This window comes from Mesorhizobium sp. M0340 (genome assembly GCF_040321535.1).
GTDB lineage: Bacteria > Pseudomonadota > Alphaproteobacteria > Rhizobiales > Rhizobiaceae > Mesorhizobium.
Genome location: NZ_JAMYRR010000003.1, coordinates 60,104 through 85,292, shown reverse-complemented (window position 1 = coordinate 85,292; position 25,189 = coordinate 60,104). Strand labels below are relative to the sequence as shown.

Annotated in this window: 23 protein-coding genes; 17 read left to right on the top strand and 6 right to left on the bottom strand. The window is 64.1% G+C overall.

The genetic code is table 11. From position 1 onward, the window contains the following. Positions 1-23: 23 nt before the first annotated feature. The gene (locus NKI79_RS05170) at positions 24-1,451 is read left to right on the top strand and encodes a gamma-aminobutyraldehyde dehydrogenase (RefSeq protein WP_352800263.1); all 1,428 of its coding nucleotides are present in this window, start codon (positions 24-26) and stop codon (positions 1,449-1,451) included. Between the two features lie 44 nt (positions 1,452-1,495). On the opposite strand, the gene nhaA is transcribed toward NKI79_RS05170, so the two are convergent. From nhaA to NKI79_RS05145, 5 genes are all read right to left on the bottom strand, one after another. Beyond that, positions 1,496-2,689, bottom strand: a complete 1,194-nt coding sequence (nhaA, locus tag NKI79_RS05165) for a Na+/H+ antiporter NhaA (RefSeq protein WP_352800262.1) — start codon at positions 2,687-2,689, stop codon at positions 1,496-1,498. Positions 2,690-2,782: 93 nt separating this feature from the next. Continuing rightward, positions 2,783-3,346 (bottom strand): ActR/PrrA/RegA family redox response regulator transcription factor, encoded by a 564-nt coding sequence (locus NKI79_RS05160; RefSeq protein WP_352800260.1) that lies wholly within the window; start codon positions 3,344-3,346, stop codon positions 2,783-2,785. Between the two features lie 63 nt (positions 3,347-3,409). Further along, positions 3,410-4,735, bottom strand: coding sequence for an ActS/PrrB/RegB family redox-sensitive histidine kinase (locus tag NKI79_RS05155; protein ID WP_352800258.1), 1,326 nt, complete (start codon positions 4,733-4,735; stop codon positions 3,410-3,412). Between the two features lie 100 nt (positions 4,736-4,835). Then, positions 4,836-7,418: an ATP-dependent helicase HrpB gene (gene hrpB / locus NKI79_RS05150; protein ID WP_352800257.1), complete on the bottom strand. Its 2,583-nt coding sequence runs from the start codon at positions 7,416-7,418 to the stop codon at positions 4,836-4,838. Positions 7,419-7,493: 75 nt separating this feature from the next. After that, positions 7,494-8,384 (bottom strand): DMT family transporter, encoded by an 891-nt coding sequence (locus tag NKI79_RS05145; RefSeq protein WP_352800255.1) that lies wholly within the window; start codon positions 8,382-8,384, stop codon positions 7,494-7,496. Between the two features lie 27 nt (positions 8,385-8,411). Between NKI79_RS05145 and NKI79_RS05140 the strand changes: the two genes are divergently transcribed. The 14 genes from NKI79_RS05140 (at position 8,412) to dhaK (ending at position 21,133) form a co-directional block, all read left to right on the top strand. Further along, positions 8,412-9,101 (top strand): PIG-L deacetylase family protein, encoded by a 690-nt coding sequence (locus tag NKI79_RS05140; RefSeq protein WP_352800253.1) that lies wholly within the window; start codon positions 8,412-8,414, stop codon positions 9,099-9,101. Positions 9,102-9,310: 209 nt separating this feature from the next. Next, positions 9,311-10,642 carry an ABC transporter substrate-binding protein gene (locus NKI79_RS05135; protein WP_254816117.1) on the top strand — a complete coding sequence of 444 codons (1,332 nt, stop codon included), beginning with the start codon at positions 9,311-9,313 and terminating at the stop codon, positions 10,640-10,642. Between the two features lie 128 nt (positions 10,643-10,770). After that, the gene (locus NKI79_RS05130; protein WP_302893612.1) at positions 10,771-11,718 is read left to right on the top strand and encodes a carbohydrate ABC transporter permease; all 948 of its coding nucleotides are present in this window, start codon (positions 10,771-10,773) and stop codon (positions 11,716-11,718) included. Beyond that, positions 11,715-12,665 (top strand): carbohydrate ABC transporter permease, encoded by a 951-nt coding sequence (locus NKI79_RS05125; RefSeq protein ID WP_254816115.1) that lies wholly within the window; start codon positions 11,715-11,717, stop codon positions 12,663-12,665. The genes NKI79_RS05130 and NKI79_RS05125 overlap by 4 nt, the downstream gene beginning before the upstream one ends. Beyond that, entirely contained in the window at positions 12,662-12,862 is a 201-nt protein-coding gene (locus NKI79_RS05120; RefSeq protein ID WP_254816114.1) for a hypothetical protein, read from the top strand. The genes NKI79_RS05125 and NKI79_RS05120 overlap by 4 nt, the downstream gene beginning before the upstream one ends. A gap of 3 nt (positions 12,863-12,865) precedes the next feature. Further along, entirely contained in the window at positions 12,866-13,978 is a 1,113-nt protein-coding gene (locus tag NKI79_RS05115) for an ABC transporter ATP-binding protein (RefSeq protein WP_352800250.1), read from the top strand. Continuing rightward, the gene (locus NKI79_RS05110) at positions 13,971-14,984 is read left to right on the top strand and encodes an ABC transporter ATP-binding protein (RefSeq protein WP_352800248.1); all 1,014 of its coding nucleotides are present in this window, start codon (positions 13,971-13,973) and stop codon (positions 14,982-14,984) included. The genes NKI79_RS05115 and NKI79_RS05110 overlap by 8 nt, the downstream gene beginning before the upstream one ends. 67 nt (positions 14,985-15,051) lie before the next feature. Beyond that, positions 15,052-16,695, top strand: a complete 1,644-nt coding sequence (locus tag NKI79_RS05105; RefSeq protein WP_352800246.1) for a dihydroxyacetone kinase subunit DhaK — start codon at positions 15,052-15,054, stop codon at positions 16,693-16,695. Positions 16,696-16,775: 80 nt separating this feature from the next. Beyond that, complete coding sequence (gene dhaL, locus NKI79_RS05100; RefSeq protein WP_352800244.1) at positions 16,776-17,378, top strand: dihydroxyacetone kinase subunit DhaL; 603 nt, start codon at positions 16,776-16,778, stop codon at positions 17,376-17,378. Beyond that, positions 17,375-17,764 carry a dihydroxyacetone kinase phosphoryl donor subunit DhaM gene (dhaM, locus tag NKI79_RS05095; RefSeq protein WP_352479844.1) on the top strand — a complete coding sequence of 130 codons (390 nt, stop codon included), beginning with the start codon at positions 17,375-17,377 and terminating at the stop codon, positions 17,762-17,764. The genes dhaL and dhaM overlap by 4 nt, the downstream gene beginning before the upstream one ends. Before the next feature lie 22 nt (positions 17,765-17,786). After that, positions 17,787-18,089, top strand: coding sequence for an HPr family phosphocarrier protein (locus NKI79_RS05090; protein WP_023676329.1), 303 nt, complete (start codon positions 17,787-17,789; stop codon positions 18,087-18,089). Continuing rightward, positions 18,073-19,689: a phosphoenolpyruvate--protein phosphotransferase gene (gene ptsP / locus NKI79_RS05085; protein ID WP_352800242.1), complete on the top strand. Its 1,617-nt coding sequence runs from the start codon at positions 18,073-18,075 to the stop codon at positions 19,687-19,689. Before NKI79_RS05090 ends, ptsP begins: the two co-directional genes overlap by 17 nt. Before the next feature lie 8 nt (positions 19,690-19,697). Beyond that, positions 19,698-20,120: a hypothetical protein gene (locus NKI79_RS05080; protein ID WP_352479842.1), complete on the top strand. Its 423-nt coding sequence runs from the start codon at positions 19,698-19,700 to the stop codon at positions 20,118-20,120. A gap of 26 nt (positions 20,121-20,146) precedes the next feature. Continuing rightward, positions 20,147-21,133 carry a dihydroxyacetone kinase subunit DhaK gene (gene dhaK, locus NKI79_RS05075; protein ID WP_352800240.1) on the top strand — a complete coding sequence of 329 codons (987 nt, stop codon included), beginning with the start codon at positions 20,147-20,149 and terminating at the stop codon, positions 21,131-21,133. 283 nt (positions 21,134-21,416) lie between these two features. Here the strand turns inward: dhaK and NKI79_RS05070 are convergent, their stop codons facing one another. Continuing rightward, positions 21,417-22,214 (bottom strand): DUF2259 domain-containing protein, encoded by a 798-nt coding sequence (locus tag NKI79_RS05070; protein WP_352800239.1) that lies wholly within the window; start codon positions 22,212-22,214, stop codon positions 21,417-21,419. Between the two features lie 172 nt (positions 22,215-22,386). On the opposite strand from NKI79_RS05070, the gene NKI79_RS05065 reads away from it, so the two are divergent. After that, a complete protein-coding gene (locus NKI79_RS05065) occupies positions 22,387-24,294 on the top strand; it encodes a propionyl-CoA synthetase (RefSeq protein WP_352800237.1) in 1,908 nt (635 codons plus the stop codon). Positions 24,295-24,413: 119 nt separating this feature from the next. Next, positions 24,414-25,178 carry a metallophosphoesterase family protein gene (locus NKI79_RS05060; protein ID WP_352800236.1) on the top strand — a complete coding sequence of 255 codons (765 nt, stop codon included), beginning with the start codon at positions 24,414-24,416 and terminating at the stop codon, positions 25,176-25,178. Positions 25,179-25,189 lie beyond the last annotated feature (11 nt).

The following is a 25,189-nucleotide window of genomic DNA, read 5'->3' as shown; positions in this document are numbered from 1 at the left end:
TCGTTCATAAGGGAGAGACTTCCATGGACACGCAGATGCTGATCGGCTCGAAATTCGAAAAAGGCACCGAGACCGAGGAACCGATCCTCAACCCGAAGACCGGGGCGACCATCCTCAATCTGCCCGAGGCCAGCCCGGTGCAGATCGAGGCGGCCGTACTTGCCGCCGAAAAAGCCTTCGTCACCTGGTCCCGCACAACACCGGCGCAGCGCGCCGGCTATCTCCTGAAGATCGCCGATCGCATCGAGGCTGCGGCAAAGGATTTCGCGGCGGTCGAGGCGCTGAACTGCGGCAAGCCGATCAATGCCGTGCTCAATGACGAGATCCCGGCGATCGTCGACTGCTACCGTTTCTTTGCCGGCGCGGTCCGCTCGATGCCTGGCCAGGTCGCCGGCGAATACATTCCCGGCCACACCTCGATGGTCCGCCGCGACGCCATCGGCGTTGTGGCCTCGATCGCGCCGTGGAACTATCCGCTGATGATGATGGCCTGGAAGCTGGCGCCGGCGATTGCCGGCGGCAACACGGTCGTCTTCAAGCCGTCGGAACAGACGCCGCTGACCGCGCTGAAGCTGGCGAAAATCCTTGTCGAGATCCTGCCGGAAGGCGTCGTCAACGTCGTGCTCGGCCGCGGCGACAGCGTCGGCAACACGCTGATCAACCATCCGAAGGTCAACATGATCTCGATCACCGGCGACGTCGCCACCGGCAAGAAGGTGCTGCAGGCCGCCGCTAAATCGGTCAAGCGCACACATCTCGAGCTCGGCGGCAAGGCGCCGGTCATCGTCTTCGACGACGCCGAACTCGGTGCGGTGGTCAACGGCCTGCGCGCCTTCGGCTATTACAATGCCGGCCAGGATTGCACCGCCGCCTGCCGCATCTATGCCGGCAAGAAGATCTATGACAAACTCGTCGCGGACCTCTCCGCTGCGGTCTCGACCATCAAGTATGATCGCCCCGATGATACAGAAAACGAGATCGGCCCGCTGATTTCGCGTCGCCAGCGTGACCGCGTCTCGAGCTTCGTCGAGCGCGCCTCGGAGCTCAAGCACATCGAGATCACTACGGGCGGCGAGCCGGGCGAGGGCTCCGGCTTCTTCTACCAGCCGACCGTCGTCGCCGGCGCGCTGCAGGAGGACGAGATCGTGCGCCGCGAAGTGTTCGGCCCGGTGGTCTCGGTCACCCGCTTTTCCGAAGTCGACGAAGCGGTGAACTGGGCCAATGATTCTGACTACGGCCTGGCGTCGTCGGTGTGGACCAAGGATGTTTCGCGCGCCATGGCGACGGCCGCCCGCCTGCAATATGGCTGCACCTGGATCAACACCCATTTCATGCTGACCAACGAGATGCCGCATGGCGGGTTGAAACAATCCGGCTACGGCAAGGACATGTCGCTATATGCGCTGGAGGACTATACCGCAGTCCGCCACGTCATGATTGCGCACGGATAGCGCCCTCGGGGAGACGGTGGCCTCAGGCCGAAGGCGCCACGCGATTATTCTTCCGCCTCCTCCGCCCCGCTCGCGGCCGGCGCTACCAGCAGCACAGCGGCGCCGACGAGCGCGGCGATAAGGGAGCCGGCGAGGATGCCGACCTTGACCGCGTCCTGCAGAGCGACTTCGCTGGCGAAGGCGAGCAGGCCGATGAACAGGCTCATGGTGAAGCCTATGCCGCAGAGCAGCGAAATGCCGATCATGTGCGGCCAGCCGGCATTGACCGGCAGATCGGCAAATCCGAGCCGGATAGCAAGCGCGGAAGACCCGAACACGCCGACCAGTTTGCCGGCGACGAGACCCGCGGCGACGCCGAGCGTCAGCGGCTCGACCAGGGCGGCAGCGCTGAGACCGCCGAGTGAGACGCCGGCGTTGGCAAAGCCGAAAATCGGGATGACGAAAAAGGCGACGATCTTGTGCAGGCCGTGTTCGAGCCGGTGCAGCGGCGAATGGTCGAGATCGTGGCCGCTGCCCGGCGAGATCTTCAGCGGTATGGTGAGAGCCAGCGCGACCCCGGCGAGTGTCGCATGGACGCCCGATTTCAAAACCAAAACCCACAGGACGACACCAAGCACGATATAAGGCAGCAGCGTCAGCACCCGCATGCGGTTGAGCACCACCAGCAGCGCGATGACGGCGAAGGCGGCGCCGAGATAGGCGAGCGACAGGCCGCTGGTATAGAACACCGCGATGATGAGCACGGCGCCGAGATCGTCGATGATGGCTAGCGCGGTAAGGAATATCTTCAACGAGCCCGGCACGCGGCTGCCGAGCAGCGACAGCACGCCGAGCGCAAAGGCGATGTCGGTGGCGGTCGGGATCGCCCAACCGGACAGAGCGGCTGGATTGTTGCGGTTGATGGCGACGTAGACCAGTGCCGGCACCGCCATGCCACCGGCGGCGGCGATGCCGGGCAGCACGCGGCGCGGCCAGGTCGAGAGCTGGCCGTCGAGCATCTCGCGCTTGATCTCGAGGCCAACCAGCAGGAAGAACACCGCCATCAGGCCGTCATTGATCCAGTGCGAGACACTGAGCGGTCCGAGATAGGCATGGAGGGCGGAGAAATAAGCTTCGGCCAGCGGCGAATTGGCGACGATCAGGGCCAGGGCCGCCGCAGCCATCAGGATGAGGCCGCCGGCCGCCTCGCTGTCGAGGAATTCGCGCAGCATGGAGACCAGCCGCTTTTCGTCCTGCATGTCGCCTCCGTCGTATCAGCGGCAAGGTCCGACGCACCGCCCAGCGATGATGCGCAAACGGCGCTGGCCGGGCAAGCCTGCAGTCAGAACCTTTTAGCGCGGCGCGCGCTTGGCGAGGATGCGTTGCAGCGTGCGGCGATGCATGTTCAGGCGGCGTGCGGTTTCCGAGACATTGCGGTCGCACATTTCGTAGACGCGCTGGATGTGTTCCCAGCGCACGCGATCAGCCGACATTGGATTTTCCGGCGGCGCGGCACGTTCGCCCGCCGTGCGGGTCAGGGCTGCAAAGATGTCGTCGGCATCGGCCGGCTTCGATAGATAGTCGATGGCGCCGAGCTTTACCGCCGTCACCGCAGTGGCGATGTTGCCATAGCCTGTAAGGATTATGGCGCGAGCATCGTCGCGCTTCTCGCGAATGGCAGCGACGACGTCGAGGCCGTTGCCGTCGGCCAGCCGCATGTCGACCACCGCATAGGCCGGCGGATTGGCGCGCGCCTTGGCAACCGCCTCCTCGACGCTCTCCGCCGTCTCGACCACGAAACCCCTGGTTTCCATGGCGCGGGCAAGCCGCGTCAGGAACGGCCTGTCGTCGTCCACGATCAGCAGCGAGGTGTCCTCGCCTTCGACCATTGCGCCAATCGTTTCGTCAGTACTCATCGTGCTGAAAATCCTGCTGCCTGATTTTTACGCAAATATAGTTTCGCAACGCTATTGTCCAATTTAGGCCGTGTCGAACATGGTGGCCGAAGCCTGCTCGGGATTAAGGAAGACGCTGCGCGGCCACGATATCTGCACGATAGCGCCCTCGCCGGGCTCGCTCGAATTGCGGAAATCGAGCGTCGCGCCAGAGCGTTCGAGCAAGGTCTTGGCGATGAATAGGCCGAGGCCGAGGCCGCCGCCGGCTTCGGTGCCTTGTCGGGTCGACATATAGGGTTCGCCGATACGGTCGATGATCTCCGGCGGAAAGCCCGGCCCGTCGTCGATGATCGAGAAGCTGACGGCGGCCTCGTTCCACTTCCAGCGTATGGTGACGTTCTTGCGGGCGAAGTCGACAGCGTTCTCGACCAAATTGCCGAGCCCGTAAATGACGCCGGGATTGCGCCGGCCCACCGGTTCCGGGCCGATGCGCTCGCCCGGCCGAAGCTTGATCGAAATGCCGAAATCGCGGTGCGGTGCCGTCACTTCCTCGACCAGCGAGGTCAGCGGCAGGCGCGAGAGGTGCACTTCGCTCTCGGAGGAAAGGCTGGTCAGGCGCTTCAGGATTTCGCGGCAGCGCTCGCTCTGCGAACGCAGCAGCTTCACGTCCTCGCCGTATTTCGGATCTTCGCCAAGCGCCTTCTCCATCTCCTTGGCGACAAGCGTGATGGTGGCGAGCGGCGTGCCGAGTTCGTGCGCGGCGGCCGCGGCGAGGCCGTCGAGGGCCGAGAGATGCTGTTCTCGCTGCAGCACCAATTCCGTGGCGGCAAGCGCCTTGGCAAGCAGCCGCGCCTCCTCTGCCACCCGGAAGGCATAGATCGCGGTAAAGGCGATGGAGCAGAACACCGCCATCCAGATGCCGGCGACATAGATGAACGGCATCGCCAATGGCGCCCCCTCATGCCAGGGCAGCGGCAGGTGGTAGAAGACCAGCAGCGTCGCCGCCACGATCACCAGCGCGCCGAGCAGAGCCGTCAAGCGCAGCGGCAGCGACGTCGCCGAGACGACGACGGGCACGGTCATCAGCAGCGAAAACGGATTGGTAAGGCCGCCGGTCATGTAGAGCAGGCCGGCAAGCTGCAGGCTGTCGAAGGTCAGGATGGCAAAGGCCGAGAACGGGGTAAGCCGATGCGCCGCCGGATAGCGGAAGGTCAGCAACAGGTTCATCCAGGCCGAACAAGCGATCAGCGCAAAACACATGCTGACCGGCAGCGGAAATTTCAGCCCGTAGGCGACGACAAGCACGGTCAGGCTCTGGCCGACAATGGCAAGCCAGCGCAGCCTGATCAGCGTGTTGAGGCGCAGCCGCTGGCTTTGCTGGAAGTCGGGCGCGTGCAGAATGTTTATCATGGCGGGATTATAGAGGGGAAACCGCTGGAGGTCTTTCCGAAAACCGGGACCACCTTCCGCTGACGCGGACCTTCGGGTTGTGGTCATGGTCCGGGAAGCATCAGGTACCGCGCGGCTTCGCGCGGCTGGTGGCGGCGGCGAGAAGCGGGTTCTCCGGCCAGACATGCCTGGGATAGCGGCCACGCATCTCTGCCCGCACATCGGCCCAGGAGCCGCGCCAGAAGCCGGGCAGGTCGCGCGTCGTCTGGATCGGCCGGTGCGCCGGCGACAGCAATTCGAGGGTCAGCGGCACAGTGCCGTTGGCGATCGCCGGATGCCGGTCGAGGCCGAACAGCTCCTGCACGCGCGCCGCCAGCACCGGCCATTCGCCGTCATAGCGGATCGGCAGCCGGCTGCCCGACGGCGCGTCGAAATGGGTCGGCGCCAATGTGTCGATCTTGCGCTGCAATTCGTGCGGCACCAGCGTCATCAGGCCTTGCGAAAGCACGCTAGGATCAATCGCCGTAAAGGCTGTGGCGCCGGAAAGGAATGGCAGCAGCCAGTCGTCGAGGCGCTCGACGAGCGCGGCATCGGAGACATCGGGCCATGGCGCGCCGAGGCCGCGATGCAGCCATCCGAGCCGCTGCCGCAACGTCTCCGCCTCCCTGGTCCACGGCAACAGGGACAGGCCGTGTTCGCGCAAGGCGTCGAGGATGGCGCGATCCGCGTCGGCACCGGTCGGCGCCGGCAGCATGCGTTCGGACAACGTGATGGCCCCGAGGCGAACCGTTTCGCGCACCCGCACCGCGCGCCTGTCGCGGTCGAAGCGGACCTCGCGGCGCGTCCCGATCCTTTCCGCCAGCGCGGCACGGATATCGGTCTCATCGATGGCTGCCGCCGCGGTGATGCGGGCGTTCTGCGTCTTGCCCTGCAGGTCGGCGACGACGAGCCAGGTCTCGCCGGCCAGCGGATCGGAGGCGTCGAGCATGGCGCCCGAGCCGTTGGCAAGCACGAAGCGGCCACGCTCGCCGCCCGCCCTGGCTACCCGATCCGGCCAGGCATGGATGAGGAGCGAGCCAGCGGTGCTGCCCTCCCCCTTGAGGGGAGGGTTGATCCGCGTAGCGGATCGGGGCGGGGTCGGTTCGGGCACGCCATCGGCGATCCCGCCCCGTCTCCCTCGTCTCGCTGCGCTCGGCTCGTTCGCCGACCCTCCCCTCGAGGGGGAGGGTGAAGCCTGCTTTGCCAACCTCTCGGCCAGCTGCCGGGCAGCGGTGGCACGCGGCGATCTTTCGGCGTGAAAGCGCATCAGCCGCCGTTCGAGATCGGCACCCTCGCCGCCAAGGCCACGCTCGGTCAATAGCACGGCGAGCATCGCCGCCTCGAGCCCCTGTCCGGTCCTTGCCGCCTCGGCGACCATGTGGGCGAGCCGCACCGGTAGCGCCAGCCTGCGCATCGCGGCACCGGCTTCCGTCAGGCGTCCTGCCGCATCGACCGCATCGAGCGCACGCAGCAGCGCCCTCGCCTCGGTGAGCGCCGCAGCCGGCGGGAGATCGAGGAAGGACAGGCTGGTTGGATCGGCGACGCCGAACGCGGCGCAATCGAGCAACAGCCCGGAAAGATCGGCCTCGAGGATTTCCGGCGGCGTGAAGGCCGGCAATGCCGCCGTCTGCTCGGCCCGCCACAGCCGGATGGCGACGCCGGGCTGCGTGCGCCCGGCACGGCCGGCGCGCTGGTCGGCGGAAGCGCGCGAAGCACGCACCGTCTCCAGCCGCGTCAGGCCGCTCGCCGGCTCATAGCGCGGCAGCCGCGACAGGCCGGAATCGATGACGACGCGCACGCCGTCGATGGTGATGGAGGTTTCGGCGATCGACGTCGCCAACACCACCTTGCGGCGGCCGGGCGGCGCAGGCTTGATCGCCGCATCCTGCGTCTTGTTGTCGAGCATGCCGTAGAGCGGCACGATATCGGTGTCGGCGCCGACCTTGCCGGCCAGCCGCTCCGCGGTGCGCTCGATCTCGCGCTGGCCGGGCAGGAAAGCGAGCACGCTGCCCTCCTCCCCGGCAAGCGCCGAGCGGATCGCTCTGGCCATCGCGTCCTCGATGGCGATGCCGGCCGGCCGCTCGTCATAGCGGATGTCGACCGGGAAGGCGCGGCCTGCGCTCTCGATCACCGGCGCGCCGGACAGCAATTTTGCGACACGCGCGCCATCGAGCGTCGCCGACATCACCAGCAATCTGAGGTCGGGCCTCAGCGCACTTTGCACGTCGAGCGCCAGCGCCAGCCCGAAATCGCCGTCGAGCGAGCGTTCGTGGAACTCGTCGAACAACACCGCCGCGACACCGGGCAGCTCGGGATCGTCGAGGATCATGCGGGACAGCACGCCTTCGGTGACGACGAGAATCCTGGTCTTTGCGGACGTGCGGTTTTCCATGCGCATGGCATAGCCGACGGTTTCGCCGGGCTCTTGGCCAAGCAATTCGGCCATGCGGCGGGCGGCAGCGCGGGCGGCGAGGCGGCGAGGCTCGAGCAGAATGATTTTTCCGGCGCCGAGCCATTCAGCGTCGAGCAGCGCCAGTGGAACCAAAGTCGTCTTGCCGGCGCCGGGCGGCGCCACCAGCACGGCGCTGTTACCATGGCTCAGCGCTTCATCGAGCGCCGGCAAGACAGCGGAGACCGGCAGGTCCGGCAAGGGTTTTGTGGTCATTGGGCTATGCTGTGCAGCCAGTTGGCGCCGATCGCATATCAGCGGTGACGGTCGCGGCGCAACCTCGGCGCCGATTCAAAGCCTGGTCCGCGAAAACGGGTTCCAGCGCACCGTGCCGAGCCGCACCTCCTCGCGCACCATCGTCAGCAGGCCGGAACCGGCGACCACGGCGAGCCCGACCAGCGACAGAAAATCGGGATATTCCCTGAAGAACAGCGCGCCCAGAAGCACCGCCCAGACGATCTGCGAGTAATGCGTAGGCGCGATGCGGTTGGCCGGTGCGTATTTGACCGCCAGCAGATGCAGCAGCTGGCCGCCGGCGGTGAAGGCGCCGGCCAGCACAAGCCACGCCCATTGCCTGCCATCCGGCAGCGAGAACGAGGTGGCCGCCGCCCCGACGCCGTTGAAGAACAGGCCGTAGCCGATCAGCACGCCGAGCATCGTCGTGCGCTTTTCCTGCGCGGCGAGCGAACGCATCAGGATGACACTGGTGGCGGCCAGGAAAGCGATGATGAACGCCGCCAGATGGCCAAGATGCAGCTCGCGAAAACCAGGCCTGACAACCAGCATAACCCCGGCAAAGCCAGCGACCACCGCCAGCCACCGCCAGGGGCCGACCTTCTCCTTGAGGACCAGCGTGGCCAGGATGGTGACGAATAGCGGCGCCAGGAAGATCAGCGCATAGACTTCCGCCAGCGGGATGGTGGTGAAGGCATAGACGCTGAGCACGCCCGACGCGATGCCGGCCCAGGCGCGGGCCTGTACCGCCCAGGGCCGGGTCGTGCGCCAGAAATCGCGCCAGCGCTCGCCTGGCGGCCTGGCGAAAAGCAGGAAACAGCCGGCAAACAATGTCGAGAAGAAGCCGATCTCGAAGACATTGAACTGCCCGCCCAGGCTTTTGACAACGGCGTCGCTGCACGAATAGCTTGCATAGGCGATGAGAGCGAGCAGAATTCCGTTGGGCACGTTTTTCCGTTTCCGGGAGAGATGAGAGTGAAGATACTGGCGCTTGGCGCGCATCCGGACGACATCGAGATCTTCATGTTCGGTACGATGGCGGCCTATGCCGCGCAAGGCGCAGAACTCTTTTTTGCCATAGCCACGGATGGCACCAGGGGCGGCTACGGCGATCCGGCCGCGCTTGCCCGCACGCGCCGCAAGGAGGCGACCGCGGCGGCCGGTCTGCTTGGCGTGACGCCGCGCTTCCTCGACTTTCCCGATGGGGCACTGGTGGCGGACGCCGCCCTGATCGCTGCCCTGAAAGCAGTGATCGGCGAGATAGGGCCGGATCTGGCGATCACGCATGCGCCGAACGACTATCATGGCGACCACCGCGCGCTGTCGGATGGCGTGCGCATCGCAGCGTCATTCACGGTGCCCGTGCTGCATGCCGACACGTTCGGCGGCACCGGGTTTTCGCCAACGCACTACGTCGATACCTCCACGCATTTCGATCTCAAGGCGGAGGCGATCCGGGCGCACCAGTCGCAGGATCCCGAGCGTTTCGTCGACGCGGCGCGCACGCAGAACGCCTTTCGCGCCGGCCAGTGCAACGGCCTAGCCGAGGCGTTCGCGGAGGCCTTCCGCTTCGAGCCGGTCTTCCCCTTCGCCGACATCCGCGCGCTGCTGCCACCGGCCCCAGCGATCCGCCCAGTGACGGTCAGCAACAAGACGGTCACATAGACCGGCCACCGCTGCTTCTCACATCGCTCTCGTCCGCCATGCTGCGGCGCAGCAACGAATTCGCTTGCGTTGTTTAGTAAAAATTGCATCACTAAACAAATTACTAAACATCCGGGCGTTACCGCCATTGTGTTTAGGCCCCGGAGGAGAGGGGTTTAGCGGGCTCTTGAAACCGTCATCCGGACGCGTTTCGCAAATGGGAGGAAGGCATGAAATCGACCTTTAAATTGGCGTTGGGTCTGGCCTCGGCACTCGTTGCGTCGACAGCCGTTTCGAACGTCGCGCAGGCAGAAGATCTGACGCTTTGCTGGGCAGCCTGGGACCCGGCCAACGCGCTTGTGGAATTATCCAAGGACTTCACCAAGGAAACCGGCATCGGCATGAAATTCGAATTCGTGCCGTGGACCAACTATGCCGACCGCTTTCTCAATGAGCTGAATTCGCACGGCAAGCTGTGCGACTTGATCATAGGCGACAGCCAGTGGATCGGCGGCGCCGCCGAGAACGGCCATTACGTCAAGCTGAACGACTTCTTCGACAAGGAGAAGATCAGCATGGACGATTTCGTGCCGGCGACCGTCGTCGGCTATTCGGAATGGCCGAAGAACTCGCCAAATTACTGGGCGCTGCCGGCGATGGGCGACGTCGTCGGCTGGACCTACCGCAAGGACTGGTTCTCCAAGCCGGAGCTGCAGAAGGAATTCAAGGAAAAGTATGGCTGGGATCTCGGCCCGCCGACGACCTTCGACCAGCTGAAGCAGATCGCCGAATTCTTCCAGAAACGCGAGATCGACGGCAAAACCGTCTATGGCGCGTCGATCTATACCGAGCGCGGCTCGGAAGGCATCACCATGGGCGCCATGGACGTACTCTACAGCTTCGGCTTCCAGTACGAAAACCCGAAAAAGCCCTACGAGATGGAAGGCTTCGTCAACTCCGATAAATCGGTGAAGGGCCTGGAGTTCTACAAGGCGCTCTATGACTGCTGCACCCCTCCCGGCGCCTCGAACAGCTACATGGGCGAAGGCGTCGATGCCTTCAAATCCGGCCAGGTGGCGATGCACATGAACTTCGCCTTCACCTGGCCAGGCCTGCAGAAGGACGAGAATGTCGGCGGCGACAAGATAGGCTATTTCGTCAATCCCAAAGGTCCGGACGGCGACCAGTTCGCCCAGCTCGGCGGCCAGGGCATCTCGGTGGTCTCCTATTCCGACAAGCAGGAAGCCGCGCTCAAATACATCAAATGGTTCGCCAACAAGGACGTGCAGTCCAAATGGTGGTCGCTCGGCGGCTATTCCTGCCTCAACGCGGTCGTCAAGGACCCGGCCTTCCCGGCCAGCCAGCCCTACGCGCAGACCTTCCTCGACTCGATGGCCATCGTGAAGGACTTCTGGGCCGAGCCGAGCTATGCCCCGCTGTTGCAGGCATCGCAGAAGCGCTTCCACGACTATGTCGTTGCCGGGCAAGGCTCGGCCAAGGATGCGCTCGACGGCCTCGTCAAGGACTGGACCGAGGTCTTCCAGGACGATGGCAAGATGTAACCGGGGCAAGATGTAACCGGCTCCTCCCGAGCCCATGACCGAACCGTCCCGTGCCGCCCTTGGCACGGGACACAGTTCAGATAAATTCCATTGTCGAGACGATCCAAGTGACCGAAGCAGGACTGACCATGCTCAATCGGACTGCGGACAGCGTTGCCCGGGCTACGCCCGAGCCGTTGGCCCGAAAGGTCCGGGGCATCAGCGACAAGGGCCTCGCCTGGCTGTTCATCTCGCCGACGATCCTGTTGCTCTTAGCCATCAACATCTTCCCGCTGTTCTGGGCGATCTATCTGTCCTTCACCAATTTTCGCGCCAATCGTCCCAATGAGGTGGTGAAGAACCTTGGGCTCGCGAACTACAAGCGCATTCTCGCCGACCAGGACATCTGGATCGCCATGCAGACGACGGCGCATTTCGTGTTCTGGACCATCCTGCTGCAGACGCTGATCGGCTTTACGCTGGCCTGGCTGATCGACCGCAAGTTCCGCGGGCACGCCTTCTGGACGACCATCATCCTGGTGCCGATGATGCTGTCGCCGGCGGTGGTCGGCAATTTCTGGCGCTTTCTCTACGAGCCGCAGATCGGGCTGTTCGCCTACGCTGTCTCATTCGTCACCGGCATTCCGGCAACGCAGATCAGCATGCTTTCCAACGTGTCGCTGGCGCCATGGTCGATCATCATCGTCGACACCTGGATGTGGACGCCTTACGTGATGCTGATCTGCCTCGCCGGCCTGCGCTCGATCCCCGAATACATCTACGAAGCGGCCGAGGTCGACCGCGCCTCCAACTGGCGGCAGTTCTGGTCGATCACGCTGCCGATGGCGCTGCCCTTCATCATGCTGGCGGTGCTGTTCCGCGGCATCGAGAACTTCAAGATGTTCGACATGGTCAATTTGCTCACTGGCGGCGGGCCGGGATCGACCACCGAAGTGGCCTCGATCACGCTGAAGCGGCAGGCCTTCGAAAGCTGGCGGACGGGCTATTCCTCGGCCTTCGCCATCATCCTGTTCGTCGCGGTGTTCGGCCTGGCCAACATCTACGTCAAGGCGCTGAACAAGGTGAAGCAGAGATGAGCCTGACGTCAGCCCATTCCGTTGTCGCACCCTCGGCCACGTCGAAGCGCGTCGCCGGCACGATCATCGTTGCCTACGCGCTGATCTCGATCGTGCCGCTGCTGTGGATCTTCGCCACCAGCTTCAAGACGCCGCCGGATTCGATCGCCTATCCGCCGAAGATCCTGTTCCAGCCGAGCCTCGAGGGCTACTGCAACTTGTTCTCGACCCGGACTCGGCAAACCCCGGAATACATCAACTCGCTGGGACCGGCGACGGGGGTCTGCGACGAGACGGTACGCAAGCGCAACATGGTGATCGCCGGCCCGTCGAACTTCATGCCGCGCTTCGTCAATTCGCTGATCATCGCCTTCGGCTCGACTTTTTGCGCGGTGTTCCTCGGCACGCTGTCGGCCTATGGTTTTTCGCGCTTCAAGGTGCCGCTCGCCGACGACCTTCTGTTCTTCATCCTGTCGACGCGGATGATGCCGCCGATCGCCGTCGCCATCCCGATCTACCTGATGTATCGGGAGCTCGGCTTGTCGGACACCGCGCTCGGCATGATCCTGCTCTATACGGCGGTCAACGTGTCGCTGGCAGTCTGGCTGCTGAAAGGCTTCATCGACGAGATCCCGCGCGAATATGAAGAGGCGGCGATGATCGACGGCTACACCAGGCTGCAGGCGTTCTGGCGCACCGTGCTGCCGCAGGCGACCACCGGTATTGCCGCAACCGCCATCTTCTGCCTGATCTTTGCCTGGAACGAATACGCCTTCGCCGCGCTGCTGACCTCGGGCACGGCGCAGACCGCGCCGCCCTTCATCCCGACCATCATCGGCGAAGGCGGCCAGGACTGGCCGGCGGTTGCGGCCGGCACGACGATCTTCCTGGTGCCGATCCTGGTCTTCACCATCCTGCTTCGCAAGCAATTGCTGCGCGGCATCACCTTCGGCGCGGTGCGCAAATGAGCCTGACCGTAAAACGCAAATCGCGCTGGCCTATCTGGGCCAGACGCGGACTGATGGAAAACGTCGCCACGGCGATCATCGCCATCGGCTTCCTGATGCTGTTCCAGCCCTTCGCGCTGGCGCTCTACACCTATTCGTTCGTCACCATGCTGGCCGGCACGGCGATGTTCATCATCGTCTCGAAATTTCCGGAGTAGACGATGGCTGAGATCAGGGTCGAACATCTGAGAAAGGCATTCGGCGATTTCATCGCCGTGCAGGATTCCAACTTCGTCGTCGAGGACGGCGAATTCTTCGTCATGCTGGGGCCGTCGGGCTGCGGCAAGACGACGACGCTTCGTATGATCGCCGGGCTCGAACTGCCTACCGGCGGCAAGATCCTGCTTAGCAGCGAGGACGTCACCATGCGGCGTGCCCGCGAGCGCGACATCGCCTTTGTTTTCCAGCTGTTCGCGCTCTATCCGCACATGAATGTGAGAAAGAACATCGGTTTCCCGCTGCTGGCGCAAGGCATGCCAGGCGCTGAAATTCGGGCCAGGGTGGAAGAGACGGCGAAGCTGTTGCGGATCGACCATCTGCTCAACAAGTCGGTCTCCGGGCTAGCCGGCGGCGATCGCCAGCGCGTGGCGCTCGGCCGCGCCATCGTGCGGCGGCCAAAATGTTTCCTGATGGACGAGCCGCTCGGCACGCTCGACACCGAATTCCGCGACCTGATGGTCCATGAGCTGCGCGAATTGCACAACCGCATCCACGCCACCACCGTCTATGTCACGCATGACCAGATGGAAGCGATGTCGATGGCCGACAAGATCGCGGTGATGAACCACGGCGTCATCGAACAGTTCGGCACTCCCCGCGAGATCTATGATCGGCCGGCGACGATGTTCGTCGCCGACTTCATCGGCTCGCCGCCGATGAATTTCCTCGGCTTCGGCGGCGGCCTTTCAAAGGGCGCCAGGGAAGTTGTTGTGCAGGGCGCGAGGGTGGCCGTGCCGGAGGTCCGCGAGGATGTCGCGCCGGCCGAGATGGCGCTTGGCATCCGACCGGAGCACATCCGCTTCGACGACGCTTCGAAGCTGCGCGGAGCTATTTACGGCACGGAATATCTCGGCACCACGCAGATCGTGGCGGTGGAGACGGCAGACGGCATCATCAAGGCCAGGGTGCCGGCCGAAATCCGGCTCAATCCGGGCGATCATGTGGGCCTGGCGCTGAACAGCGCGCGGCTGTCGCTGTTCGCAAAAGGATCCGGCCGTGCTGTGCGCACCGAAATCCATGACTCGGCCTCCCAGGGGAGAGCGCATCATGGCTGACGTTCACATCAAAGGCGTGACAAAGGCTTTTGGCGAGCATGTCGCCGTCGACAATCTCGATTTGCATATCGCCGACGGGGAATTCGTCGTGCTGCTCGGGCCGACCGGCGCCGGCAAGACGACAACGCTCAGGCTGATCGCCGGGCTGGAGCGTCCGGAAGCGGGCTCGATCCATATTGCCGGCCACGACACGACGACGCTGTCGCCGGCCGAGCGCGACACCGCTTTCGTGTTCCAGCAATATTCGCTCTATCCGCATCTGTCGGTTTACGACAACCTCGCCTTTCCGCTGCGCTCGCCGGCAAGGAAAATGCCGGAGGACCAGATCCGCCGCCGCGTCGAGGACGTGGCCAAGATGGTGCGCATCCACCACAAGCTGAATAATCGCTCGACCAAACTCTCGGGCGGCGAGATGCAGCGCGTTGCCATCGGCCGCGCTTTGGTGCGCAAGCCGTCGATCTACCTGATGGACGAGCCGCTGTCGTCGCTCGACGCCAAGCTGCGCGCCGATCTCAGGCTCGAGCTGAAGCGCATACAGGCCGAACTCGGCGCCACCATGCTCTACGTCACCCATGACCAGATCGAAGCGATGACCATGGCCGACCGCATCGGCATCCTCGCCGACGGCGTGCTGGTCCAGATCGGTTCGCCGCGCACGATCTATTCTGAGCCGGCAAACCTTCACGTCGCGGCCAGGCTCGGCCAACCGGCAATCAATTTGTTGCCGGTCGGACTGCTGCCGGATGGCGGAGCGCCGGCGGGGACCAGGACAATTGGTGCGCGTACCGAACATCTTTCGATCGCGAAGGCGGCGAACGGCCATGCCGATGGCGTCGTCGATTGGGTCGAGCATCTCGGCGACCAGAACCATCTGCATGTGACGGTGGGGACCAGGAAGCTGGTGACGCTAACCGACCCCGACACCGACCTGGCGCAGGGCGACAGGATCATGATCCGCTATCGCACGCCGCTGTATTTCGGCGCCGATGGGCGACGGCTGATGTGAGCGCTGCGCGAGTGTTTTCCTGGCACCTTTCAACCGGCAATTTCGGGCACCGGAGTGGACCAATTCGATGAAGCATTTTTTCAATCGCAGGGATACGATCGTAACTGAGGCCCTGGACGGCTTTCTCGGCACGACCGGCACCGGCGATCTCGCCCGCCTCGACGGCTATCCCGAAATCAAGGTCGTCCTCCGTGCAGACTGGGACAAAAGCAAGGTCAGCATCATCTCCGGCGGCGGGGCCGGGCACGAACCGGCGCATGCCGGCTTCGTCGGCATGGGCATGCTCACGGCGGCGGTATCAGGCGAGATCTTTGCTTCGCCGAGCGTGGAAGCAGTATTGGCGGCCATCCGCGCGGTGACCGGTCCCGCCGGGTGCCTGCTGATCGTCAAGAACTATACCGGCGATCGCCTCAACTTCGGCTTGGCCGCCGAGAAGGCGCGCGCCGAAGGCTTCCGCGTCGAGATGGTGATCGTCGCCGACGACATCGCCCTGCCTGATATTGCCCAGCCGCGCGGCGTTGCCGGCACCTTGTTCGTGCACAAGATCGCCGGCCACATGTCGGAAGCCGGCAACGATCTGGCGACGGTTGCCGCTGCTGCGCGGGCCGCGGCGGCGGATATCGTTTCCCTCGGCATATCGCTGTCATCCTGCTCGATCCCCGGTCAGAGCCATGACGAAAGATTTGGCGCCGACGACGCTGAACTCGGCCTCGGCATCCATGGCGAACCGGGCGTTGAGCGGATTGCGGTGCAAAGTGCCGAAAGGCTGGTTGCGATCATGTCGGAGCGCCTTGCCGCGCGGCTCGATCCCGCCGGCGACTACGCCTTGCTGATCAACAATCTCGGTTCGGTGCCACCGCTGGAAATGTTGCTTGTCGCCAATGCGGTGTTGACATCACCGCTGGCACGAAAGGTGACGCTGACGATCGGACCCGGGCAGCTTATGACCGCGCTCAACATGAACGGCTTTTCCTTGTCGCTGATCCGGCTCGATGCACCGCGCGAAGCGGCGTTGCGGGCGCCGGTAGGTCCTCACGCCTGGCTGCCGGCAAGAGCCGTTCGCCAAGCCAGCGTCGTGCCGATGGCGAAAGCCGCCGGCCGGGGCAACGCGTCGAAAGCCAGCCCGGACGCACGCACCGAGCGGCTGGTGGTCGCCATCTGCGACCGGCTGATCTCGCTTGAAGGCGCGTTGAACGGACTGGACGCCAAGGCGGGAGACGGCGACACCGGATCGACTGTGGCGGCCGGTGCGCGCAGCGTGCTTGGCCGCCTTGCGGCGCTGCCGCTCGCCGACCCTGCCGCCACGCTGGCCGCCGTGGGCGACATCCTGAGTGCCAGCATGGGCGGCTCCAGCGGCGTGCTGCTGTCGATCTTCTTCACCGCCGCCGCGCAGGCGCTGGAGTCTGGCGAAACGCTTCCCAAGGCGCTTCTCGCCGGCCTCGATCGGATGTCCTTCTATGGTGGAGCGAGGATGGGCGATCGCACGATGATCGATGCCTTGGAACCCGCCTTGAAGGCGCTGGATAGCGGCAGTCTGGAGGACGCGGCGGTCGCGGCGCGACGCGGCGCCGAGGCCACCGCTGCCATGCGCAAGGCCAAGGCCGGGCGGTCCGCCTATATTGGCAGCCAGCTCGACGGCGTGGTCGACCCCGGCGCCTTTGCCGTCGCCGAGGTCTTCACGGCCCTCGCTGCGTTGCTCGAACCCGCTTGACTGGGAAAAGAATGCTTCAGTTGCCGGATATGCAATTTTCTCGTACTGCCGGCAGCGCAGGGGCCAGGAGCATGGGTGACATGGCGGCAGCCGATATTTCCACGCTGATCGAGGCGGCGGCAAACACCATCGCCGCCCATGCCGAAGAGCTGACCAGGCTCGACCAGGCCATCGGCGACGGCGACCATGGGCTCAACATGAAACGCGGCTTCGAGGCCGTGCGGGCCGAGGCCGGCGCGTTTGCGGCAAAGCCGTTGCCCGAAGCGCTGAAAGCGATCGGCACCAAACTGGTGATGACCGTCGGCGGAGCCTCCGGTCCCTTGTTCGGCACGCTGTTCATGGTGCTCGGCAAGGAGATTCCCGCCGCGCCGGATCGCGCCGATCTGGCGGCGGCCTTCGGCAAGGCGATTGAAGCAGTGGCCGCCAGAGGCAAGTCGCAGGCCGGGCAAAAAACCATGCTCGACGTGCTGCAGCCGGTACATGAAGCCCTCGTGCAGGGAAAGGCGGCAGCGGACATCGCCGAGATCGCCGACAACGCAGCCGACGCGACCGTGCCGATGAAGGCGCTGCGTGGGCGCGCCTCCTTCCTTGGCGACCGTTCGATCGGTCATATGGATGCCGGCGCACGCTCGACCGCGCTTCTGGTGCGGGCCGTAGCCGAAGCAATCGAGAGGCGCGCATGAGCAATGTCGGCATCGTCATCGTCTCGCATTCGCCGCTGGTCGCCGAAGGCACCGCCGACATGGTGCGGCAGATGGTCGGCAACGAAGTGCCGCTTGCATGGTGCGGCGGAAACGGCCATGGCGGGCTGGGAACCAATGTCGAGGCGATCATGGGCGCCATCGACAAGGCCTGGTCGGAGGCGGGTGTCGCGATCCTCGTTGATCTCGGAGGTGCCGAGACCAATAGCGAGATGGCGATCGAGATGATCGGCGAACCACGCGCCCAGAAGATCGTCGTCTGCAATGCGCCGATCGTCGAAGGCGCGGTGATGGCGGCGACCGAGGCTTCCGGCGGCGCCTCGCTCAGGGAAGTGGTGGCGACGGCGCACGAATTGTCGCCGTCGTGAACGAACGGGAATTTTGACAAGCATGTCCGCAGCAGCCGAAGCCAGCGTCCTGATCACCCATGAGGTGGGGCTGCATGCGCGTCCTTCGGTGAAGTTCACCAAGCTTGCCAAGACGTTTTCGGCCGACGTCGAGATTGCGCTCGCCGCCAACGGGCCATGGTTCGACGCCAAGAGCATCGTCAAGGTGATGGCTGCGAAAGCGCCGAAAGGCACTGTCCTGCACATCAGAGCCAAAGGGGACGGCGCCGGCGAGGCGGTCGGAGCACTGGTCGAGCTGGTGCGCCGCGATTTCGACGAAGGCAAGGACCATGCCCGAACCGCTTAGGCTGCAGGGCATTTCGGCATCGGCCGGCTATGCCGAGGGGCCGCTGTTCGATCTGGACCGGGCTGCTGTGCGTTATGTCCGCAAGGCGACTGCCGCGGACGAGAAGGCGGCGCTTGAGGCCGCCATCTCCATTGCCGCGGGCCGGCTCGCGACATTGATCGAAACCAGCGACAGCGAGGCGGCCGGGATCCTCGAATTCCAGCTCGCCATGCTGGAGGACGACGCGCTGACCGGCCCGGCCTTTGCGCGAGTTGCAGAGGGCATGGCTGCTGATGTGGCTTGGCGAAAAGCGCTCGACGCCGAGATAGCCGGCTATGAAACATCCGAGCAGGACTATTTCCGGGCGCGCGCCGCCGACATGCGCGATATACGCGACCAGGTGCTGCGCGCGCTGACCGGGGGCGGCGACATTGCCGCGCCAGCGGGTGCGATCTTCTACGGCGAGGATATCGCACCGACGCGCTTCCTCGAAACCGACTGGAGTGCCGGCGGCGGCATAGCACTTACGGCCGGAAGTGCCGCAAGTCATGTCGCAATGCTGGCACGCTCACGCGGCGTGCCCATGGTGGTGGGGCTTGGGCTCATGGAGCGTAGGCTGGCCAGGCCAGGTGCTTCGCCGGCTCACCTTACCGGAATCGCACTGCTCGATGCCGAACATGGTGGCATCGTGTTGGCGCCTACGAAAGCGGAGATCGCCATATTCCGGCGATCGTCGTCGTCTTTCGCGGCGCATCGCGGCAAAGCGGCAGCCTATCTGACAAGGCCGGCGGCAACGAAGACCGGCATAGCGGTCCGCGTGCAGGTGAATATCGCCGATCCGTCCGATGTCGACAGCATCGATGCTGCGGCGTGCGACGGTGTCGGGCTGATGCGGACCGAATTCCTGTTCGGCAAGACGCTGCCGGGCGAGGAGACGCAATATCGCGCCTACCGCAAAGTGCTGGAATGGGCAGGCGACAGGCCGGTGACGATCCGTACCGTCGATGCGGGCGGCGATAAGCCTGTGCCGGGCCTGACCGTCGAGGAAGGTAATCCGTTCCTTGGCCTGCGCGGCATCAGGCTGTCGCTGATACGTCCGGAGATCTTTCGTGTGCAGATCCGCGCCTTGCTACGTGCCGCCATGCACGGCAATCTGAAGGTGATGTTCCCGATGATCGCCGTTCCGGAAGAGTATGAGCACGCCACCGCGCTGTTCGCTGAGGAGCAGACTGACCTTTTGGCGCGCGGCATCGCGCACAAAATGCCGCCGCTTGGCATCATGGTCGAGGTGCCGTCGGTGGCCATCGCACCGGAGGCATTCGCCAAGGCCGCCTTCTTCTCGATCGGTTCGAATGATTTGACCCAATACGTGATGGCCGCCGCGCGCGACAATGCGTCGGTCGCACATCTGAATTCCGTCAGGCACCCGGCCGTGCTCCGGCTGATCGCCTCCGTTGCCGCCTTCGGCCGCGAGCATAATATCCCTGTCAGCCTGTGTGGCGATGCCGGCGGCGACCCCGCCTCGATCCCGGCGCTGCTCGAAACCGGCCTGCGTGACCTCTCCGTCGCTCCCGCCCAACTCGCGATGGCCAAGGCGGCCATCGCGGACGTTTCGATCTAGGCCCCGGCATGGCAGACAAGGCGTCGCAATCCGGCCCCGAAGAGGCGATCCGCGCCTACAAGACGATCCTGTCACAGGTGATCGACCAGCGCCCGTCCGGCATGCGCCAGCGTCTCGCCGACGCGCTTGGCAAGCACCGCAGCTTCGTCACGCAGATTTCAAGCCCGGCCTACTCGACGCCGATCCCGTCGAAGCATTTGCCGGCTATCTTCTCCGTCTGCCATTTCAGCCCGGTCGAACGCGATCATTTCCTTGAGGCTTACCATCGGGCGCATCCGGGAAAGATGTCGCTGGCCGCAGGCATGCGCAAGACACGTCATGTCTCGCTGATCGTTCCCGATTTCGGCGACGACAAGCAGAACGCGGCGCTCGACCGGGCGGTCAACGATTTCATCCAGAAGATCACCAGCATCGCCGGCAAGGGCAGCTGACGCTGGGCTATTTCGGGAGGACAGCCATGAAGAAATTTCTGAATTCGGTCGATACGGTGCTGACCGAGAGCCTCGACGGCTTCGTTGCCGCGCATGCCGATATCCTGGCGCTTGGCGAGGAACACAAATTCATACGCCGCAAGCTGCTCAAGCCGGGCAAGGTGGCGCTGATCTCCGGCGGCGGCTCGGGTCACGAGCCGCTGCATTGCGGGTTCGTCGGGCACGGCATGCTGGATGCCGCCTGCCCCGGCCAGGTATTCACCTCGCCGACGCCTGACCAGGTGATGGCGGCCGCCGATGCCGTCAATACGGGCGCCGGCTGCCTGTTCATCGTCAAGAACTACGAGGGCGACGTGATGAATTTCGACATGGCCGCTGAAATGTCGGAAGGCGTGATGCAAATCGTGACCAATGACGACGTCGCGGTCGAAAACTCGTCCTACACCACCGGCCGGCGCGGCGTCGCCGGTACGCTGGTGGTCGAGAAAATCGTCGGCGCGGCGGCCGAAGAAGGCATGCCACTGGAGCCGTTGAAGGCGCTCGGCGAGCGCGTCAACGGCGCAACGCGCTCGATGGGCGTGGCGCTGACCAGTTGCACCGTGCCGGCGGCGGGCAGGCCGACCTTCGATATCGGCGACGGCGAGATGGAGTTCGGGGTCGGCATCCATGGCGAGCCCGGAAGGCGGCGCGACACATTGAAAAGCGCCGACGCCATCACCGACGAGATCTGTACCGCAATCCTGGGTGACCTGGGCGACGGTGCCAGAGGCCAGGCGCTACTCTTCGTCAACGGCTTTGGCGGCACACCGTTGATGGAGCTTTACCTGATGTACAACAGCGCCCGCAAAATCTTCGAGAAGCACGGCGTCACGGTGGCCCGGTCGCTGGTCGGGTCCTATGTGACCTCGCTCGACATGGCCGGCTGTTCGATCACGCTGAGCATGCTCGACGACGAGGCGGCTGTTTGGTGGGATGCACCGGTACATACGGCCGCGCTGCGCTGGGGCATGTAGCGGCGGAGAATGCCCCAGAAATAGCCGGTGACAAGACCAACATCGGCAACGCCGCACATCGCCAGACAGTTGCCCTCCTCACCCAGCGTAAGATAAAGAATCTGCGGGTTTGGGGAGTTCGAGGATGCGTTACAATTGGGATCGGGCGCCGACGGGTTTCGAGCGCCATGGAAAGATGCTGGCAGCCGCCTTGCTGATCGCCGGCGGGGTCGGACTTATGCTCGCTGCCCTCCCGCTTTAGGGGCAACAACTCGGGTAGCGGACTACTTCTCAGCGCGTTGCCTCAGTGCACCTGGCCTGTCACGGCGAGAAAACGGCGGTCACGCCCTTCAAATCCCTGGCTGAAGCGCTGTACGAGCACGACAACCACGCCCGCTTTGGCATCTGGGGTGAAGGTGTAGGATTCCGACAGGCTATAGGAGGTCGGGCAATTCCTCGAACTGGGTACGGCCTTGTCCTCGTGCAACACCGTGATCGGATGGCCGTCCTGGCTCTGCAGCGTCAGGCGAAAGCCGAGCGCCTTGCCGGTCGTCTCGCCCTGCTGCGCCCCGTCGAAACTCGCTGAACAATCCGCCGTGCTATCCGCAAGAATCTGCTCGAGCTGAATGGTCGAGATGCCAAGCTCGTCATAGGTCGGCGAAAGCCATTGTTGCGAAACCCGCTCGAGACGGGCAATGTCGTTGTAGGCGACCATGTCCTCGGGAAAGGTGAACTTGTCGAAGCCAGTCCGTTCGCCACGCGGCGCTATGTAATATTTGGCCAGTAAGGGCGCCGCCTGCTCCGCGGCCTGTGCCCTCGCCTGCGCAAGTGTCAGCGTCGAATCCTCCGTCTCGTCGACGATGAGGATCGGCTTGCCGCCGACGAACTGATCGGTGCGGGTGTCGATGATGTCGATCTCCGACCAGCCCGAATCCGAAGCACCAGCGTCGAGCGTGCCATACTGCTCGAAGGCGAAATAGTTGCCGTCGGGCGAAAAGCCGATGATACGCCGTGCCGCCGCATCGCCGGCCTGAGCAGCTGAAGCGAGCCCCACAGCCAGCGTCGCAACCGCGGCAAACCCAAGCTCGTATCGCAATTTCATCGCGCCCTGCCCCCAATGTCGAAAATGCGGTCGATACCAGCCCCGCAGACCACAACGACCTTGCATTTGCGGCCGAATTAGAACGACGGCAAACGAAACGCACAAATACATGGTTACACAAACCAGCATACGCTATTTCAAGGACAGCAAACATTCCTGGGGAGGAAGCTGGATGGCGTCACGCTACCACGAGGTTTATGACGGCTGGAAACGCGACCCGGAAAAGTTCTGGGCCGATGCCGCGGGCGCTATCGACTGGTTCTCGCCCTTCGAGACCGTATTCGACGCCAATGCCGGTCTCTATGGCCGGTGGTTCAACGGCGCTTCCTGCAACACCTGCTTCAATGCCGTCGACCGCCACGTGGCGGGCGGCCGTGCCGACCAGATCGCGTTGATTCATGACAGCGCGATTTCGGGCACAATCAGGAAGTTCACCTATGCCGAGTTGAAGCGCGAGGTGGTCGCGCTGACCTCGGTGCTCAAGAATCGTGGCATCCAAAAAGGCGATCGCGTCATCATCTACATGCCGATGGTACCGGAAGCAGCCTTCGCCATGCTTGCCTGTGCGCGGATCGGCGCCGTTCATTCGGTGGTCTTCGGCGGCTTTGCCTCGCATGAGCTCGCCACCCGCATCGACGATGCCAAGCCGAAGCTGATCATCTCCGCTTCCTGCGGCCTGGAGCCAGGGCGCGTCGTTGCCTATAAACCGCTGCTCGACAAAGCGATCGAGATGTCGCGGCACCAGCCCGAAGCCTGCCTCATCCTGCAGCGCGACCAAATGCGCTGCGAGCTCAGGGAAAATCGCGATATCGACTATGCCGACGCCGTGGCGCGTGAGCGGGCCGCCGGCGCCAATGTCGACTGTGTTCCGGTGCTTGCCACCGATCCGCTCTACATCATCTACACGTCGGGCACGACCGGCCAGCCGAAAGGCATCGTGCGCGACAATGGCGGCCATATGGCCGCGCTGAAATGGTCGATGGAAAACGAGTTCGGCGTCAAGCCGGGCGAAGTGTTTTGGGCGGCTTCCGATGTCGGCTGGGTGGTCGGCCATTCCTACATCGTCTACGGCCCGCTGCTGCATGGCTGCACGACCGTGCTGTTCGAGGGCAAGCCGGTCGGCACGCCCGATGCCGGCACCTATTGGCGGGTGATTGCCGAGCACGGCGTCGTCGCGCTGTTCACCGCGCCAACCGCCTTCCGCGCCATCAAAGGACAGGACCCGAAGGGCGAATTCGTCCCGAAATACGACCTGTCCAAATTCCGTACTTTGTTCCTCGCCGGCGAGCGCGCCGATCCGGAAACCATCAAATGGGCGGAGCAGAAATTGAACGTGCCGGTGATCGACCATTGGTGGCAAACCGAGACCGGCTCGCCGATGACCATCAACCCCGCCGGACTGGGCCTGCTGCCGGTCAAATACGGCTCGCCCGGCGTGCCGATGCCCGGCTATGACATCCGCGTGCTCGACGATGCCGGGCATGAGGTCAAGCGTGGTACGCTTGGCAATGTCGTGGTGAAATTGCCGCTGCCCCCCGGCTGCCTGCCGACGCTGTGGAATGCCGACGAGCGGTTTCGCCAAGCCTATCTCGAGGAATTCCCCGGCTTCTACAAGACCGCGGATGCCGGCATGATGGACGAGGACGGTTATCTCTATGTCATGGCCCGCACTGACGACATCATCAATGTCGCCGGCCACCGGCTCTCGACCGGCGCCATGGAGGAGGTGCTGGCCGCGCATCCCGACGTTGCCGAATGCGCCGTCGTCGGCATTGCCGATGCGATGAAGGGCCAGGTTCCACTCGGCTTCGTCGTGCTGAATGCGGGCGTCGACCGCGATGCAGGGATCATCGAGAGCGAGGTGGTCACGCTGGTGCGCGAACGGATCGGCCCTGTCGCAGCCTTCAAGACGGTAGTGACGATCAAGCGCCTGCCGAAGACGCGCTCCGGCAAGATCCTGCGCGGCACCATGCAGAAGATCGCCGACAAGGAGGAATGGGCCATGCCGGCGACAATCGACGACCCCGCCATCCTCGACGAGATCACCGCCGCGCTGAAGGGCCGTGGCATCGGCCTGTAAGCCGAGTTGCGTCCGAAGCTCCGGTATGGAACGACCGGTGCCAGACATGGTATCCACGCGCTGCGTCGCCATGTTGTTTCGAGATCGAGGCGCATTCACAGCCATACGGGACGCCATTCGTGACCTTGTTCCAGCGATCGAGAAACACCCGGACCGCCGCGCGCCAGCGGCTCGAGATCGATGTCCGGGACTCAGTCGTCTATGCGATCGGCGACGTGCATGGCTGCTATAAGGAGCTTCGCTCCCTGGAGCAGAACATCCTGCTCGATTCGGCATCCTTCGGAGGGCGCAAGCTGATCATCATGCTCGGCGACTACGTCGATCGTGGCCCGCAGTCGGCGCGCGTGCTCGATCATCTGCTGGCGCCGCCACTCCAAGGCTTCCAGCGTATCTGCCTTGCCGGTAACCACGAAGTCGTGATGCTGAACTATCTCGACGGGATCATTTCGAGAGAGTCGTGGCTGGCGATAGGCGGCCTGCAAACGCTGTTTTCCTACGGCGTCGACCCGGACCGCATGGCCGATCTCTACGGTTCAAACGAGGAGGTCGACAGGCGCATTCGGGAGATCATTCCCGCCGACCACGTCAGTTTCATGCGTGCGCTGCCGGTCATGGTCTGTTCGGCGAAATTCGTATTCGTTCATGCCGGCATCAGGCCGGGCATCGACCTCGCCGCACAAGACGAGGACGACCTGCTCAACATCCGCTCGGAGTTCTTCGAAGCCGCGCATCTTCTCGACCGCTATGTGGTGCACGGGCATACGCCGGTCGAGCTTCCGAAGCTCGAGGGACGCCGGCTTGGCATCGACACGGGCGCCTTCCAAAGCGGCCGGCTGACCGCAGTCAGGATCGCCGACAAACGCGCCAGGCTGATATTTTCCTGAGCGCGATATCC